The 16869-nt window shown below is 39.8% G+C and carries 13 protein-coding genes; 8 read left to right on the forward strand and 5 right to left on the reverse strand.

Annotated elements, in window-relative coordinates; translation table 11 throughout:
• The first annotated feature begins 341 nt into the window (after nt 1-341).
• The 4 genes from QI031_RS06395 to QI031_RS06410 all read left to right on the forward strand — a co-directional run bounded on the left by QI031_RS06395 (nt 342) and on the right by QI031_RS06410 (nt 6140).
• Entirely contained in the window at nt 342-2132 is a 1791-nt protein-coding gene (locus tag QI031_RS06395) for a bifunctional serine/threonine-protein kinase/formylglycine-generating enzyme family protein (protein WP_281484361.1), read from the forward strand.
• A gap of 41 nt (nt 2133-2173) precedes the next feature.
• The gene (locus QI031_RS06400; protein ID WP_281484362.1) at nt 2174-2806 is read left to right on the forward strand and encodes a Uma2 family endonuclease; all 633 of its coding nucleotides are present in this window, start codon (nt 2174-2176) and stop codon (nt 2804-2806) included.
• A gap of 938 nt (nt 2807-3744) precedes the next feature.
• Nucleotides 3745-4938: an iron-containing alcohol dehydrogenase family protein gene (locus QI031_RS06405; RefSeq protein ID WP_281484363.1), complete on the forward strand. Its 1194-nt coding sequence runs from the start codon at nt 3745-3747 to the stop codon at nt 4936-4938.
• A complete protein-coding gene (locus QI031_RS06410) occupies nt 4935-6140 on the forward strand; it encodes an aspartate aminotransferase (RefSeq protein WP_281484364.1) in 1206 nt (401 codons plus the stop codon). Before QI031_RS06405 ends, QI031_RS06410 begins: the two co-directional genes overlap by 4 nt.
• 417 nt (nt 6141-6557) lie before the next feature.
• Here the strand turns inward: QI031_RS06410 and QI031_RS06415 are convergent, their stop codons facing one another.
• Nucleotides 6558-7895 (reverse strand): IS701 family transposase, encoded by a 1338-nt coding sequence (locus tag QI031_RS06415; protein ID WP_281481473.1) that lies wholly within the window; start codon nt 7893-7895, stop codon nt 6558-6560.
• 636 nt (nt 7896-8531) lie between these two features.
• Here QI031_RS06415 and QI031_RS06420 point away from each other — a divergent pair.
• Both QI031_RS06420 and QI031_RS06425 read left to right on the forward strand, forming a co-directional pair.
• Nucleotides 8532-9149, forward strand: coding sequence for a helix-turn-helix transcriptional regulator (locus QI031_RS06420; protein WP_281484365.1), 618 nt, complete (start codon nt 8532-8534; stop codon nt 9147-9149).
• A gap of 367 nt (nt 9150-9516) precedes the next feature.
• A complete protein-coding gene (locus tag QI031_RS06425) occupies nt 9517-11127 on the forward strand; it encodes a vanadium-dependent haloperoxidase (RefSeq protein WP_281484366.1) in 1611 nt (536 codons plus the stop codon).
• Between the two features lie 67 nt (nt 11128-11194).
• On the opposite strand, the gene QI031_RS06430 is transcribed toward QI031_RS06425, so the two are convergent.
• Together QI031_RS06430 and holA are read right to left on the reverse strand one after the other, a co-directional pair.
• Nucleotides 11195-11671 (reverse strand): DUF4168 domain-containing protein, encoded by a 477-nt coding sequence (locus QI031_RS06430; protein WP_281484367.1) that lies wholly within the window; start codon nt 11669-11671, stop codon nt 11195-11197.
• Between the two features lie 108 nt (nt 11672-11779).
• On the reverse strand, nt 11780-12769 hold the full coding sequence (gene holA / locus QI031_RS06435) for a DNA polymerase III subunit delta (RefSeq protein ID WP_281484368.1): 990 nt from the start codon (nt 12767-12769) through the stop codon (nt 11780-11782).
• Nucleotides 12770-13059: 290 nt separating this feature from the next.
• Between holA and QI031_RS06440 the strand changes: the two genes are divergently transcribed.
• Nucleotides 13060-13848 (forward strand): DUF1868 domain-containing protein, encoded by a 789-nt coding sequence (locus QI031_RS06440; RefSeq protein ID WP_281484369.1) that lies wholly within the window; start codon nt 13060-13062, stop codon nt 13846-13848.
• Nucleotides 13849-14077: 229 nt separating this feature from the next.
• Here QI031_RS06440 and QI031_RS06445 read toward each other — a convergent pair whose 3' ends face one another.
• Nucleotides 14078-14860 carry an RDD family protein gene (locus QI031_RS06445; protein WP_281484370.1) on the reverse strand — a complete coding sequence of 261 codons (783 nt, stop codon included), beginning with the start codon at nt 14858-14860 and terminating at the stop codon, nt 14078-14080.
• A 38-nt stretch (nt 14861-14898) separates the two neighbouring features.
• Entirely contained in the window at nt 14899-15744 is an 846-nt protein-coding gene (locus QI031_RS06450) for a hypothetical protein (protein WP_281484371.1), read from the reverse strand.
• Between the two features lie 80 nt (nt 15745-15824).
• Between QI031_RS06450 and QI031_RS06455 the strand changes: the two genes are divergently transcribed.
• Complete coding sequence (locus QI031_RS06455; protein ID WP_281485944.1) at nt 15825-16775, forward strand: stage II sporulation protein M; 951 nt, start codon at nt 15825-15827, stop codon at nt 16773-16775.
• Nucleotides 16776-16869 lie beyond the last annotated feature (94 nt).

Consider the following 16869-nt stretch of genomic DNA (forward strand, 5'->3'; position numbering starts at 1 on the left):
AGTAGCTCATACCGTTTCACTTTAAAGTTGATACATTTGGGCAACCAGGGGAGGCAGCACTTCGGCTACGCGGCAGTTGAGTTTCGACTACGCTCAACTACCGCGTAGTCGAAACTCAGTGACCGGAGGCAGGGGGAGTAAGAAAAATAATTTGTATCAGTAATTTCGTGAAATGGTATCACTTCTTTTTACTCTGTTAGTGGTCAAAACGTAAAATATGCTTAGCAGTGTTTTTGCTGTATTCTAATTTTTGTTTACAAAACGAGATAATAGATGTTTAAGCAACTCAATTACTGAACTTACTTATGTATCATTCTTAGTCATGGGAGATTACTACAGAGATGGCACTTGAGTATGGGCTTGATAGAAAAACTCTAGATGGACGCTATAAAATCCTTAAAAAACTAGCTGAAGGTAACTTTGGTGAAACTTACTTGGCAAGAGATGAAAAACGCCCTAGTAAACCTATATGTGTAGTTAAGCGACTCAAGCCCAAGTATAACCATCCCAAGATCCTAGAACTGTTTGAGCAAGAAGCAGTAATGCTGGAGAAATTGGGCGAACATCCTCAAATTCCCAGATTGTTGGCTCATTTTACTGTCGAGAATGAACTGTATATTATCCAAGATTACGTCCAAGGACATACCCTCAGAAAAGAAATTATCCGGGGAAAGCCTTTACCAGAAGGCGTTGTCACAAAGCTGTTGCAGGATATTTTAGAAGTACTGGTGTTTGTGCATCGACACAATGTAATTCACCGAGATATCAAGCCGGAAAATGTGATGCGGTGTAAACAAAGTGGCAAGCTGTTTCTAATTGACTTTGGTTCGGTGAAAGAACTAGGTAACTTCTTAATGAATCTTCAGAGAATGATTAATTCTACTGTGTTCATTGGTACTCCAGGCTATATACCCAAAGAACAAGCCAGAGGCAGGCCTCGCTTGTGTAGTGATATTTACGCTTTAGGCATGATGGGCATTGAAGCTTTGACAGGTATTACTCCCTATTTCCTACAAGAAGATTCCTTGACTGGGCTACCTTTGTGGCGTAACAAGGTAAAGGTGAGCGATCGTCTTGCTGATGTTTTAGACATAATGGTATGTGATAATCATAATAGGCGCTATCGGTCGGCAGTTGAAGCATTACAAGCACTGACTTCAACTTTAGTTTTACCGCCATCGCTGCCGTTGTTAGTTTCATCTTCACCATCAAACCCCAAAAAACAATCTGATCTCAATTCCTCTGAGTTAAATCAAATTGAATCGGAAACAGTAATTTTATCTCTAGAGCAATTTGAATTTGAGACAGCAACTATAGAGCCATCTTTTAATTCTACAACTGCCTACCAAATTAATCGTAGTCGTCAAGTTGCTCAAGGTTTTATTGAAGACTTAGGCAATAATATTAATTTGGCAATGGTATCAATTCCTGGTGGGCAGTTCCTCATGGGTTCGCCAGAAGATGAGTCAAAAAAATTTGATGCCGAAAGTCCCCAGCATCTTGTAACAGTTAAACCTTTTTTCATCAGTATATTTCCAGTTACTCAAGCACAATGGAAAGCTGTTGCAGAACTGCCCTTAATTAACCGCAATCTTAATTCTGAACCAGCTAATTTTAAAGGCATAAACCGCCCAGTAGAACAAGTTTCTTGGGACGATGCAGTAGAGTTTTGTGCTAGGCTACGTCAGAAAACAGGACAAAACTACCGACTTCCTAGCGAAGCCGAGTGGGAATATGCTTGTCGTGCTAGAACTATTACTCCTTTTTCTTTTGGTGAAACTCTTACCTCTAGCTTGGCAAGTTATAACAATACCTCTATACATAATGCTGGAGTTCCAGGAAAAAATTATTGTCAAACCATTCCAGTAGGAAGTTTTCCGGCAAACGCCTTTGGATTGCATGATATGCACGGGTTAGTTTGGGAATGGTGCGCCGATCATTGGCACGACAATTATGAAGGCGCACCCTTTGATAGTAGTGTGTGGTTGTCTAAAGATGACAGTCAGTCTCGTCTAATTCGAGGCGGTTCTTGGAAAAGTTCTGCGAAGCTGTGTAGGTCTGCATATCGCAGTTGGAATCCTCAGGACGGTCGAGGTAATATCCTCGGTTTTCGGGTTGTAGTTTCTTTTTGACCTCAAGAAACCAACAAAACTTTACTAGGAGACAAAAAACAATGGTCAGCAACCTAAAAGAATTTTTAGAAGATTCAGAACTTGCACAGATTGATGACCCCGAAGAAAAATTTGTCACTAGTGGCGTTAGTTGGCAAATATATGAAGCATTACTAACCAAACTAAAAGATAACTCTCATTATCGTGTCACTTACTTGGATGAAATTTTAGAAATTGTGTCACCGTCTATCCGACATGAAAATCTCAAAAAACGCTTGGCTATTTTGATTGAACGTTATCTGTATTCTCAGCGTATTCGATTCAGCCCAATGGGAAGTTCTACTATTAAAAGACAACTCAAGCAAGCTGGGATTGAACCGGATGAATGTTATTGCATTGGCGAGAAGAAAAACATCCCAGACTTAGCTATAGAAGTTAACATTACTAGTGGGAGCATTAATAAATTAGAAATTTATCGTCGATTGGGAGTTGTTGAAGTTTGGATTTGGCAATTCAATCGACTTAAACTTTACCATTTGCGAGAAGAAACACCATTTGAGTTTTTGGATACCCACGGCTATAAACAAATTACGTCAAGTGAATTATTACCAAAATTAAATATTGCTTTATTAGAGCAATGTGTCCAGATTTCAGACGATATTGAAGCTATTGATCAATTTGAACAAGGTGCATAGTTGGCTTTGGCTTGAGCAATTTGCTTAATTGTCGAAAATACATTACAGATTGTCAATCCATTTCTGGAGGTGAAGACATGACTCTTGAAGTTCACGTACAAGTCTGACTTATCCTGTTATCTTTTTGTTTGTTCACTCAAGTTGTGAAGCGATTTGGAATCATCAGCGATCGCTCAAACATCTACATTAGCTCATTGTCAGATGGGCATATATACAGAAATCCCATACCAAACCAGAATTATTCCCTCGTGTCTGTTAAGTAACATAAACTACATTATTGCATCCCGTCAGGGGGTATTTTTATGGCGTTATTATTACACTTCAACAAATTAATGCTGCTTCGCCTCTTGTAAGTATATTACCTGAGGACAGTCTAATTCATCTGTTATCAGGAGAACATAAGTTTTTTTGTATTTTACTATACAATATTTATTATTTTTAGATTAAAATATTATGTTACAAACTCCATATAATGTAATGCAAAAAATTCTATCAGCGTAGCATCAATGACGTTAGGAGCGTCACCCGTTAGGGTCTGCTTATTTCCACCATGCTGTGCTGTACTAGTGGTCTGTCCCATTAATTTTGAGGGTTAGAAGAACGAACCGCAAAGGACGCAGAGAACGCAAAGTAAAGAAAAACTAAAAATGAGTTAACCAATCAAATTTTATGCGATGAACCACTAGTGGTCTGTCCCATTAATTTTGCGGGGTTAATGTGAAAAAGTCCAGTTCTTTTCTCCCCCTGCTTCCCCTGCTTCCCCTGCCTGCCTCCACCTGTCATTTTTGGGTTGACAGACCACTAGTTGAGTTAGATGGATTACTGGTAGTGGTAACTTGCTCAGGCGATCGCCATTCTCAAGTCAGAATGGAAACAAGTAGCACTAACCGCAAGTCCAACTTGATTAAGAAATATCAAGTTTTGGCACAATAGTTTATATGCTTAATCAATTATTTTCTACTCAAACTTTGTCTACTCAAACCTCTAGCTCGTTATTTACACTTACTGTTGCTCCGGCAAAAGTTATTCGTGGTTCTGGTGTCTTGGAGATAGCAGCAGCAGAAATTGCTCGTTTAGGAAGTCGTCCTTTAATTGTGGTAGGGAAGCGCACTCTTGCTACTGTCTCCAATCATCTGCAAGCAATTTTGGAAAATCCAGGATTGCAAATTGTCCAAGTTTCTTATGGTGTAGATTGCTGTGAAACGAGTCTGAAATCTTTAACAAAGGCGGCTAAAGACCATAAAGCTGATGTCGTTATTGGCATTGGTGGCGGTAAAGCAATGGATACGGCTAAATTAGTCGCTGATCAGTTGCAGTTACCAGTAATAACAATTCCAACCTCGGCGGCGACCTGTGCAGCTTGGACTGCTCTTTCTAATGTATATTCGGAAACAGGAGCATTTTTATATGATGTGGCATTGACTCACTGTCCCGATTTATTAATACTTGACTATAAATTAATTCAAACTGCACCACCAAGTACATTAGTAGCTGGAATTGGTGATGCGATCGCCAAGTGGTATGAAGCCTCAGTTAGTAGTGGGCATTTACAGCAAACTTTAATTATTGCCGCAGTGCAACAAGCGCGAGTTTTGCGAGATATCTTATTACAAAAATCAACTGCCGCCTTGCAAGAACCAGGCAGCGAAGTATGGCAAGAAGTCGTAGATGCCAACGTTTTATTGGCTGGGGTAATTGGGGGACTAGGCGGGGCGCAGTGCCGTACCGTTGCCGCTCATGCTGTACACAACGGCTTAACTCATATTGCCAAACACGGCAGTATCCACGGTGAAAAAGTCGCCTACGGGATCTTAGTACAATTGCGCTTAGAAGAAATGATTCCAGGCAATCAACTGGCAGCAGCCTCAAGGCAACAATTATTGAAGTTTTACGCAGAGATTGGGCTACCACAAAAATTAGGTGATTTGGGATTAGGTGATATTACATTAAGCGAGTTGCAAACAGCCGCGGAAATTGCCTTAGCTCCCAATTCGGACATCCATCGACTACCATTTAAAGTTGCACTAGAACAGTTAATGGCAGCGATGGTTTCTACCACTGCACCAACAGATTATAAAGACACGACAAGTCGGGTCTTGACCAGGGGAATAAGCGACGAGGTTGAGGAATGAGTTTAGATTGGATTGTCCCAGCAGAACGTGTACAGCAACTACCACCTTATGTATTTGCCCGTCTGGACGAACTTAAGGCGAAAGCACGAGAACAAGGACTAGATTTAATTGATTTGGGTATGGGAAACCCCGATGGTGCGACACCACAGCCAGTGGTAGAAGCAGCAGTTGCGGCTTTAAAAAATTCCGCCAACCACGGTTATCCGCCCTTTGAAGGCACTGCTAGTTTCCGTCGTGCAATTACTAACTGGTATCGCCGCCGCTATGATGTCGTTCTCGATCCTGATAGCGAAGCTTTGCCACTACTTGGTTCTAAAGAAGGATTAACTCATCTGGCGATCGCTTATATTAATCCTGGCGATGTAGTTTTAGTTCCTTCGCCAGCTTATCCCGCCCATTTTCGTGGCCCTGTAATCGCTGGCGGCAAAGTTCACAGCTTGATTCTCAAACCAGAAAATGACTGGTTAATTGATTTAGCTGCGATTCCTGATGAAGTTGCTCAACAAGCCAAAATACTTTATTTCAACTATCCCAGCAATCCTACCGCCGCTACCGCCCCCCGTGAATTTTTTGAAGAAATCGTCGCCTTCGCCCGTAAACACGAAATTCTCTTAGTACATGATTTGTGTTACGCCGAGTTAGCTTTTGATGGTTATCAACCTACTAGCTTATTAGAAATTCCCGGCGCGAAAGAAATAGGTGTGGAATTTCATACCTTATCTAAAACTTATAATATGGCTGGTTGGCGTGTGGGGTTTGTGGTGGGGAACCGCCATGTAATTCAAGGTTTACGGACACTCAAAACCAACTTGGATTATGGCATTTTTGCCGCCTTGCAAACAGCAGCCGAAACAGCTTTACAACTGCCAGATGTATATTTACACGAGGTACAACAGCGTTACCGTACCCGCCGCGATTTCCTCATTCAAGGCTTAGGAGAATTGGGTTGGGATATCCCCAAAACTAAGGCAACAATGTATTTATGGGTCAAATGTCCTGTGGGTATGGGTTCCACGGATTTTGCCCTGAACCTATTGCAGCAAACAGGTGTTGTTGTTACCCCAGGTAATGCCTTTGGGATTGCAGGTGAAGGTTATGTCAGGATTAGTTTAATAGCAGACTGCGATCGCTTGGGTGAAGCCTTACATCGCTTCAAACAAGCAGGTATTTCCTATCAACCTGAAGCTGTACTTTCTACTTGAAAAGCGATCGCACTCATTCTGCCACAACAGCGATCACCGAAGAAAGCAGTGGAGACAGGGGAAGAAGAGAACCGATAACAATAACTCTTTTCCCTTCCCTGCTCAAAAGGGGTTTGAAGTCCCTAAATTTATTTATATAAGAAAGAAAAAATATTTTTTACCAAGAAGGGCTTGACAGTACATGTAGTGCGTTCGCGCAGCATCATCCCTCTTTTGTTACCTTCGGGAAAGAATAATCCCTAAACCTTGTTCTTTGGTAATTTCTCAACAATTAAACTTAAATGAGAAAACTAGAATGCGATCGCTCAATTGATGATTTTGTCTAAGGTTCAGGTTGGGGGTAGTATTTTTCTCTCCCTATAGTGATTAACCCTCTTCTGTCACTTTCCGAAATAAGCAAGTAGTAAATAACTGAAATTATCCAGAAGAGAAAAAAGGTTTAAATTGGTTCATTGTACAAATTAGGTGATTAAATCCAAGCAATAAATCGGAATTGGGAAAAACATCTAGCCAGGGATAAATCAACCAAAATAATAAGAGAGGTTGAACAATTAAGCGAAGATTATTTAAAGTATTCTTCCATCCATAATCATGATTCCATTGTTTATGATTAGAAAAATCTACACAATCAATACAAACACTGTTTTGTACCTCTGTTTCAATTTGAGGAGCTTGATTTAAGGATAAGAAAGGTGGAGAACTTAAACTAATCATTGTGTAGACACAAAAAATAATCTCCCACCATCTCTGAATATGTTGGAAATTTGTAAACCTGTAATCTGTCCAGCCCAGTTCCTGTTTACACTGCCGAAAACCATATTCAACCCAGGTTCTTAATCCATATAAGTCGCCTAAAATCTTCTTCAAGTTACCTTGAAGATTTGTCATCACGAAAGAAGTAGAATTTTCCGGCATGGTTTCTGGGTCAGTAGTTATTTCCCAATAAGTTATGGTTCTTTTTTTTCCATAAATTATTTCTCGAATATATCTAGTCTCTGATTTTTGATTGCTAAATGTTCTTTTAAATTTACACCACTTATTCGCTCTAACGCTCTGGTTGGCTGGTAGCCAGACTCCGTGATTATTTCTTATTGCCACAACATAAGCTAATTCATATTCATTCAATTTTCTGATGAATTCGCTACTCTCACCATATAAACTATCCGCCAGTACCAACTCAATATTAAAGCCTTCACTAATTAATTCTGTAATAATTTCTGACGCTAATTCTATTTTAGTTTTATATTTATCTCCTTCTTTTAAAGTCCCCTTTGGTTTGAATACTTTGAAACTTAAGGGAAATGTTATATTGTCATAAACTCCATAAGCATTGACTGTCACTATTCCATTATCTATTTTTCCTACGCTCCCTAAATATTGTCTAGCCACATAATCTGTCTTTTTACCTTTTTTCCTGTCTCCTGTTTCATCTATTACTACGGTTATCGCCTGATCGTTTAACGCTCTCTTTAATTTATTTAATCTTCGGCTCTTTAATTTCTTTACTGACCAATCTGAATAGGCTATAAAATGATGTAATGACTGAGCAGAGTTTATACTTACTACTTTAGCTATTTCTGGTAACGATTTTCTTTTTATCGTTGATATTATCCCCAAATGTAAATATTTAAAGCATTCATAATTTCTTACCTCTTTGAACAGGTCTTTATACTCTGCACAATATTCATCTATGAGCGCAACTGTTGGGTGGGCATCTCTCGACAAATGTTTCAGGATTTGTAATTCTACATCCATTGCTCTGCTTACCTGAAGAGAGTTTTTTCTTTTAATTCTTTTATTTAGAATACCCGGAAAGTGACAGAAGAGGGTTAAAGAGGGGTCATACCATTTCACGAAATTATTGATACAAATTACTTTTCTTACTCCCCCTGCCTCCCCTGCTTCTCTTCTTCCCCTGCCTCACGGCAGTTGCTCCTGGGGGGAACCACGCCAGTTCCTTCAAGTCGGGAAACCCGCCCAACGGACTGGCTCCCCAAGACCGCACTGCCTCCCCTGCTTGCCCAAATGTATCAACAACAGTATTAGCACTTCTTATCAAGCTACGAGCTATGCAATAAATTGTTATTTCAAGACACTTCATCCGAAATAGACAATTTAAGAGTTGTATTTAAACAGTGTTACTAATAACAGCTATAAAACTTATGAATTGGTAATAACTACTGGAATTAGGTATTACATTATTCACAGATAATTACTTAGAAAGAGATGTGTTTTTTTATAGCTATTACTAGATAGTTTAAAATCCGAAAATACTTTCAAGCCTATTCCTTATTGCCTGTTATACATATCTCTTAAAAACTCCAGGTGCATCTTTAAAGTCAAGTTAAGTCTACTAAATGAGCCATTTTGTGAACATTGAAGCAACTAATTATGATTCCGCTCACAAAGACATCTATAAATGTAAATACCGCAGTTTTACCAAAACAAGCGAGTGTTAAATTACCTAACTTGCAACAAGCTGAGTTTTTACAAGAGATTTTAGAAGGATTAGGAGATGGTATTTTAATTTTAACTACAGCAGGTGAGCTAGTTCATGCTAATGCATCTGCTCATCACATTTGTTCTCAACTAAATCAAGGACATTTTGATTCTAATTATATTCCTTCAGCTATTTGGCATCTTTGTCAATTTTTAATTGATAATCAAAGATTGTTATCTGATCCAATCATGATGTTATCTGACGAAATTGTACTTGATAAGTCAACTATATTTCGGATTCGGATAAAATTTATGGATTTAGAAATATTCGATATTCCTTGCTTATTAGTGACCTTGGAAAATCGATGTGAGTCTATGAAAAACATAGCGATCGCTGAAATTAAAAAATATGAATTAACACCGCGAGAAGCTGAAATTTGGTGTTTATATAGAAGTAACTACAGCTATAAAGAGATTGCTGTTAAGCTTCATATTACTTTAAATACAGTGAAAAAGCACATGAAAAACATTCATGCTAAACGGCAAGACTTTCTGACAAATCCAAATTAGTCATAACTACCCAATTTTGACACAATTCTTGACAGTGATCACATTTAGGTCATAAACAAAGATTATTTGCTTGTAGCTTTTAACTTGTTCATATCCTATCTAGTTAAGCTGTAGTATTTACCAATTGTAAAATTAGCGATCGCCTCCAAAAATATTATAGAAAAATCTCCAATATTTTCCGAAAAGCTGCTGCTCTAATAAGTAGGTATAAAACACATTAGCACCGCTTACCAGATAGGATTAAAATCCTTGGCTTAATTCTATCTCCTAAGCAGTAGCTCATATTTTGTAGATGATTTAATCAAAATTGATTAGGGGCATCTTATTTTTTCTGCAAACCAAAATAAAATTTATTGAGGAATTTCAAATGTCTAACGAACTTCACTGGCATCAAGACTGTCAAGAACTTGGCCCTGAAAATAATAAACAACGTCGGCAATCATCTCGTTCAATACGTCGTGACGCAGCACAAATTGCTTTTAATCGGGGTGCAGCCAAGCATGTTTGCAACGGTGAAGAACAGGAATATAAAGGTAAGGATGGCTCTCCTAATTTTATTGCCAACTTCTCTAAAGGCTTACCACACAACGAACTTGGCGAAGTAGACCCCAAAGCCTACAAAGCCCTATTAAAAGCTCTTGAGAGTGGTAAACCACAAGACTTTGAAGCTATTCCTTTAGGTAAAGACCGTAAGCTTACCAATCCCCAAGCAGGACTGGGTTTTGACTTAGAAGGCCCCGATGGTCATGCACTGGCTATACCTCCAGCACCTCGTATTGACTCACCCCAAAACTCCGGGGAAATGGCCGAACTTTACTGGATGGCACTATTACGGGATATTAACTTCACCGACTTTAGTCAAAATTCCGAAGTAGCGGAAGCAGTAGCTGATTTATCTACATTCTCTGATTTTCGTGGGCCAAAAGTTGATGGCTGCATCACTCCAGACACCCTTTTTCGGGGTAATTATGCTGGTGACTTAGTTGGTCCTTATATTTCTCAGTTTTTACTCAAAGATATTCATTACGGTTCCTTGACAATTTCTCAAAAACAGCAAACCGTAGTACCCGATATCAATTACTTAACTGATTACGACTCTTGGTTAGACATCCAAAACGGTAAGATACCAAGTGGAGATAAATTTGACCCCAAACCCCGCTATATCCGCAACATTCGAGATATTGGTCAATATGTCCACGTTGATGCTCTTTATGAAGCTTACTTAAATGCTTGTTTAATTCTGTTAGACATGAAGGCTCCAGAGGATGAGGGTAATCCTTATAAAAATTCCCAAACCCAAATAGGATTTGGTACTTTCGGAGGCCCGCACATTCTCAGCTTGGTAACTGAAGTTGCAACGCGAGCGCTGAAAGCCGTGTGGTTTCAAAAGTGGTACGTGCATCGTCGCTTGCGTCCAGAAGCATTTGGAGGACTGATTCATAATCATTTAACTGGACGTGCAACATATCCAATTGATAAAGAAATTTTCCGTTCCAGTGCATTAGAGAAAGTTCATCATCTTTATGGTACTTATCTGCTGCCAATGGCATTTCCTGAAGGTTCTCCTACCCATCCTGCCTACGGTGCTGGACATGCCACTGTCGCTGGTGCTTGTGTAACCATACTCAAAGCTTGGTTTGACGAGTCTTGGGTAATTCCTAACCCAGTAGTTCCCAATAATGATGGAACTGAATTAGTTGCATACACTGGTAATGATGCAGAGAAACTAACTGTCGGTGGTGAACTGAATAAAGTTGCTGCTAATATTTCGCTGGCTCGTGATGGAGCAGGTGTTCATTGGCGTACTGATTATACAGAGTCAGTTAAACTTGGTGAACAAATAGCGATTGGCATTCTGCAAGAGCAGTCACTTACCTTTAATGAAGAGAACTTTTTCACGCTCACAAAATTTGATGGCACAAAAATTAAGATTTCTTGCGATGAGGTAAAACACTTAATGGTTGAAAAAGATGAATAGTTAAGCTGTTCTACATAACTAAAACTTACCCTCGTATTGATGCGGGGGTAATATCATGTCTTTTGAATTATCTAGTTTCAGGAGTTTTTTGCAGACGGATTAATGTATTGTAAACTTGCCGTTTCAAGTTATTGTTATTTTGTAACTCTATAGTAATATTGTTAAAACGATCAATGCTAAGACCATTATTTTCGACTATTTTTTGAGAGTTATTACAATAATTGACTGCGATATTTCTGGCCTTATTTGGTAGACGGTTCATACTATTAGAGTCGTTACAAACAATTTGAGGAATTTCTCCGCTACCAATAAGTTTTTTAATTTCTTCAAAAGCTTTTTGACGTGATGGCTCCATTGCCAAAACGGCTTGAGCATAATTGGTAACTTCAGTATTATCAACTGATAGAGTTTGCGCGCTAGCTTTTGAACTCCATGTCAAGGTACTAGCAACTAAACTAGCAGTGGTAACAAAACCAAGACATAAACTGCGAAAAAACATCTGTTGTAAGCTCTTTTGGAAAACTGAATTAGGAGTTATTTTCATAAAGTGTGTGACACAGAACTATAGTAGGGATATGTTAATAACTTTGAATTATTTTAGGAGCGAGAAGTTCCAGAAGAATATGGAGTAGTCAAAGTTGTTTTTACAGTATTAACTTGCTCGGCATACTTGACAAAGTTCTATAACTTTAGTTTGCAGTGCAGATATTTCCGTAGATCCTTGCTTGAGACTAACCTCTAACTCCAATAGTAGAGGTAAACAAGAAATTAATTGCTGTACAGAAAGTAATTTTACTTCTTGCTGTAAAAAATAGATACGCTTAGGGTTGCCGACCTCAGTAGCCTTAGCGATCGCTTGGGGATTACGCTCACCACTTTCCATAATAATCTTGACCAATAACCAAGTGCGAAATTGACCGATTAGAGTCGCAACTATCCGTAATCCCGGTTCAGAAGCATTCATGAGATCATTCAAGATAGTTAATGCTTTAGCTGCATCCCCTATTCTAATTGCTGCTGCTAATTGTAAACTATTTTGTGTAGTATTTCTTACTAATCGGATAATAGTATCTTCATTTAAAGACTGATGGTTATCTGCTATGTAAAGTTGCAATTTCTCTAATTCATTGTCGAGAAGCCGTGTATTATTGCCTACAGCTTCTGCCAACATTTCCGCAGCCTTAGGAGTCAGTTTCATACCTCTAGCTTGAGCAGCTTGATTGACAGCTTGTATAAGTAATTCTGTCTTCCAGGGAGGAATGAGGGGAAATTCCCGGAACTCAGTAGCGAATTGTTTGAGTAATTTTGTAGATTTTAGCCGTTCATCAGGTTTATTGTGAATAGTAAGCAATAAAAAAGAATTGTCTGGAATACTCGGCAAAGTTCGCGCCATTTCTGTGAGGACATCTTCTGGACAATGTTGACAGATAGTAGTATTGCTCAACCACACTAAACGGCCACCTGCGCCAAAGGTTGGTGTCATCACTTGGTTTAACCCACAGATTACAGCGTCGGCTTGCTCTGGGGGAAATGCAGTATAGTTAAAACTTATCCATAAAGGATCAAGAATGCGATCGCGCAACGAAGCAATAGCTTGTTCAATAGCAAAATCATCTTCACCCCAGTAAACATAAATTGGCATATAAAACCTCATATAAGATGAAGGGTATAGGGCATGGGGCAACTAAGAGGAATTGGGGCAGGGTGCAGGGTGCAAGGGGGAGTTTGAAACTACTTCGCACTTATTCACTTGTGCTTAACACTCTTTCCTCTTCTCCCTGCTTCCCTGCTTCTTCCCTAGCTCCTAATCCTTAGCCTCTAACCCCTAATTCCTGTGTCATCATTCTAAAAAGCTAAATACTTTTTAAACACTCTGCTAATTTGGGCAAATTTCCCTAAAATCTATCAAGTGAGAGCGCGAGGCTACGAAGATTGGACGACAACTATCAAACTTACCTGAATCGGGTAGCAAGAATGACGCTGCCAGAAGCTTACAGATCCCAAATCCAGCATATCCAGGAATCAGCTAAATTTCAGCCAGATTCTGGAGCTAGACGAGCAGCGCCTTTCCCTGGCTACACTTTAATTACCCCGACTGCGGCAGAAGAATCAAAAAATTCTGTTTTCTATGCCCAATTACAAGCTTACCAACAGGAACTTTTGCAGTTACCTGTAGACAACGATTTGATTGTCCCTGTACCTTCTGCCAGCTTTCATCTAACCTTGGCGGATTTAATTTGGGATGATGCCTTTCGTGATGCCTGTGCCAAAAATCCTGAATTTGAACAACAATTACGCTCTTGCTGTGCTGAAATTTTTCAGCAATATCAACAATCCGTAACAAAGGTAGCTAATCCAATTTATTGGCAAATGTTGGGATTGATAGTAATGCCAAGAGCAGTTGGTGTTTGTTTAGTACCACAGGATGAACGTTGCTACGAGCAGATTTTGCAATTTCGTCGCACAATTTATCAAAATCCAAAGTTAATAGCTTTGGGTATTGAACAGCATTATCATTTTACAGCCCATATCACATTAGGCTACTTTGGGGAGGTTTCGCCAAATCTAGACCGCACAAATCTCAGTACCATGCTTTCTCAGTTAAATCAGCAATGGTTGCTAAATTCTCCAGAATTTTTGATTAACCGTGTTGAATTGCGGAAATTTGACGATATGACCTACTATCATCGTGAATCAGACTGGCCAAGTTTAGATTTTTGAAGAATAGGGCATGGGGCATGAGAAAGAGGAATTGGGGCAGCACTTCGGCTACGCTCAGTGGCCGGGTGCGGGGTGCAGAGGGGGAATGAAGAATGTCTTGAATTTGTTCATAATCTTTCTCCTTATCTCTCTGCTCCCTGGTTACTGAGCGCAGTCGAAGTATGCTCCCTGCTCCCCCTGCTTCTCTCTAGCCCCTAGCCCCTAGCCCCTAGCCCCTAGCCCCTAGTCCCTAGTCCCTCTTTTGATAGGCAAGGTAAACGGCTTCTAAAAACACATCTGGAGTCACATTTTCTGGTAGTTTTTCTAGGTCAATAATATTTTTTACCTGTTGAGCCAGCTTGATAGCTAGTGCAATTCTCGCCTTTGATGCCATTGCACCACGTCGCTGCAAATACTCACGAATTATAGCAAAATCATCGGGCAACAATGGTGATAAATCAGCAATTTGCAGTAAATGCTCATACAGCAACTTTGCTTGTTCTGAAATTGTTAAGGTCGGCGATACAATAGATGTCTGAGCTTGAATGACAATTGTGCCAGCAACTAAATCACCTAGGCGCTTTTCACGGCGACCAAACATAATAAAAAAAGCCCCAATAAATAGAAATTCGTCAAAAGGTCGTAGTAAGGCACGTAAGGTTGCCTGTTGCAGCCCAATTGGTCTACCATCATCTCGAACTACGCGGATTTTAGCAAAGCGTTTACCTGGGGTTTGACCTCGCCAAAGAGTCTCAAATAAAACAAAATAACCAACGTAGATGACAAACATAATAATGAAGAAAATTGCTAACAACCAAAGCCCAAAATTTGGGCCGTTTGTCACAAAATTTTCAATCAAATCAAATAGCTGAACAGACAAAATAGCCCAGGCGATTAAAAACCCCAGCAAAGTTAAACCTAAGACTAGATAATCAATGATCAGTGCCAAAGCACGATTACCAATTCCTGCTAGAGTGAACTCCAGTTCTACACTTTCTGGAGTTTGAAGCGTGATGCGGTTAAAAAAGTGCATATTAAATTGTCACTGATTGAAAATTAGTAAATTTTAAGTTAGCGAAAGTCTTGGGATGGTGGTTGACGCAACTGTAAACCTAGACCTTCACGCCGACTACGCAAGTCGAAGTACAAAACAGCTTTGAGGGCTTGCCAGAATGGCATCACAAACACCCCGCCGATCATGCTTGTGATGATAGAAATGGTATACACAATCCAATAAATAGTAGAACCTGGCTCTAGTCTCAATGTAAATAAACTAGGTACATAGTTTAAAAACAGCAAAATCGGTAGTGTTACAAAAAACGCAACTAAAACTACGCCCTGAATACGAAATACTGAAGCCTTAGTTAAATCCCAACTTCTATCGACGCTTTCAGCTCCATTGATGTTGTCTTCGACTGCTAGTGGTACTTCAGCCACTACCCAACGCGCATAGAACCAAGTTAATCCCAGAAGCACAATAACTACCATTAAAATGACTGCTAAAGTAGTTCCGATGATAATGCCTGAACTGCCTAGTATTGCTCCTAATGCTGCTCCCAACAAGCCCGCCAAAATACCACCGACGATCGCCAGCCCAATATAAATTAAAAACATCGATATTCCGACCTGAAAAGAAACTCTTAAAAATGACCAAAGACGTGGATTAACTTGACTACGAGCATTGCTAACACTTTCGGGCTGGTAAATTAATTCTTTAAATGCCAAGCGGGAAATTAGTCCAGATATGGCAGCATATTTTGCCCAGCCATAAACAGGAACAAAAACCCATAAGTAAGCAAATAACGCTAATTTGAAATAAGTTTTGAGATGAGAACGGTACAATCGCACCGCTGCACTAACAACGTTACCGATACTCAGTGGTTGCGTGGGGCTGGGGTAACCAAAGTTTTCCGACATAATGTCAAACTTTCCTTGAAAGTACGCAGAGGAGTTTGAGGCTATCTTAAGGTACGCTAAACTCAATGTCTTCAAAATTTATGAATATTCAACGTTGGATTGCCCGACGAGAACCAAATTGGCAACGTCTGGCTGCTTTGTTAAAGCAGGTAGAAAACAAAGGAATAAAGTCACTACGGGCTGCGGAAATTAGAGAATTAGCGAGTTTATATCGTTCAGTGGCAGCAGATTTAGCACGCGCCCGTACACAGCAGGTTGGCAATACTTTAATTCAAAGTTTACAATCTCTTGCAACTCGTGCTTATACACAAATTTACCAAGGTTCGCGGCGACAAGAATGGTATGCAGTGGTGGACTTTTACCGCTGGGGTTTACCATCTGTAGTACAAGAAACATTCCTATACATTAGCGCCGCTACTGCCATGTTTTTAATAGGGGCAATAGTTGCTTGGTGGTACGCATGGCAAGATCCAACATTTATGACGTTGATAGTACCCGAAAATTTGATTACTAAGGTACGAGATGAACATCAATTGTGGATGGGGTCAATTGTTGGTATTGAACCTTTGGCATCCAGCGGTATTATGATCAATAATCTTTCTGTATCCTTTGGTGCGATCGCTGGTGGCATCACAGCTGGGATATACACAACTTATTTAATGATATTTAATGGCTTATTAATTGGTGCTGTAGGGACATTAGTAGCTCAAAACAATCTTGCTTATCCCTTTTGGGCGTTTGTGTTTCCCCACGGTTCCCTAGAATTACCCGCCATCTTTTTTGCCGGTGGTGCAGGATTGTTACTGGCAAGAGCGATTTTATTTCCTGGTAAGTATCGTCGAGGCGATGCCTTGAAATTTTACGGTTATCAAGCAGTACAGTTAATGTTTGGCATTGTGCCAATGTTAGTTATTGCTGGTATTATTGAAGGCTTTTTTTCTCCCAACCCCAGCATACCAGACCCATTCAAGTATCTCTTCGGTTTAGGATTATTTATATTTTTGGGAATGTATTGTAGAAGAAGGGGCTAGGGGCTAGGGACTAGGGACTAGGAGAGAAGGGAGTGTGGGAAGAGAGGGAACAGAGGGGGGAAAGATTTCTTCCCCATCCTCCCACACCTCCCAC

Source organism: Halotia branconii CENA392 (genome assembly GCF_029953635.1).
In the GTDB taxonomy this organism is placed as follows: Bacteria; Cyanobacteriota; Cyanobacteriia; order Cyanobacteriales; family Nostocaceae; genus Halotia; species Halotia branconii.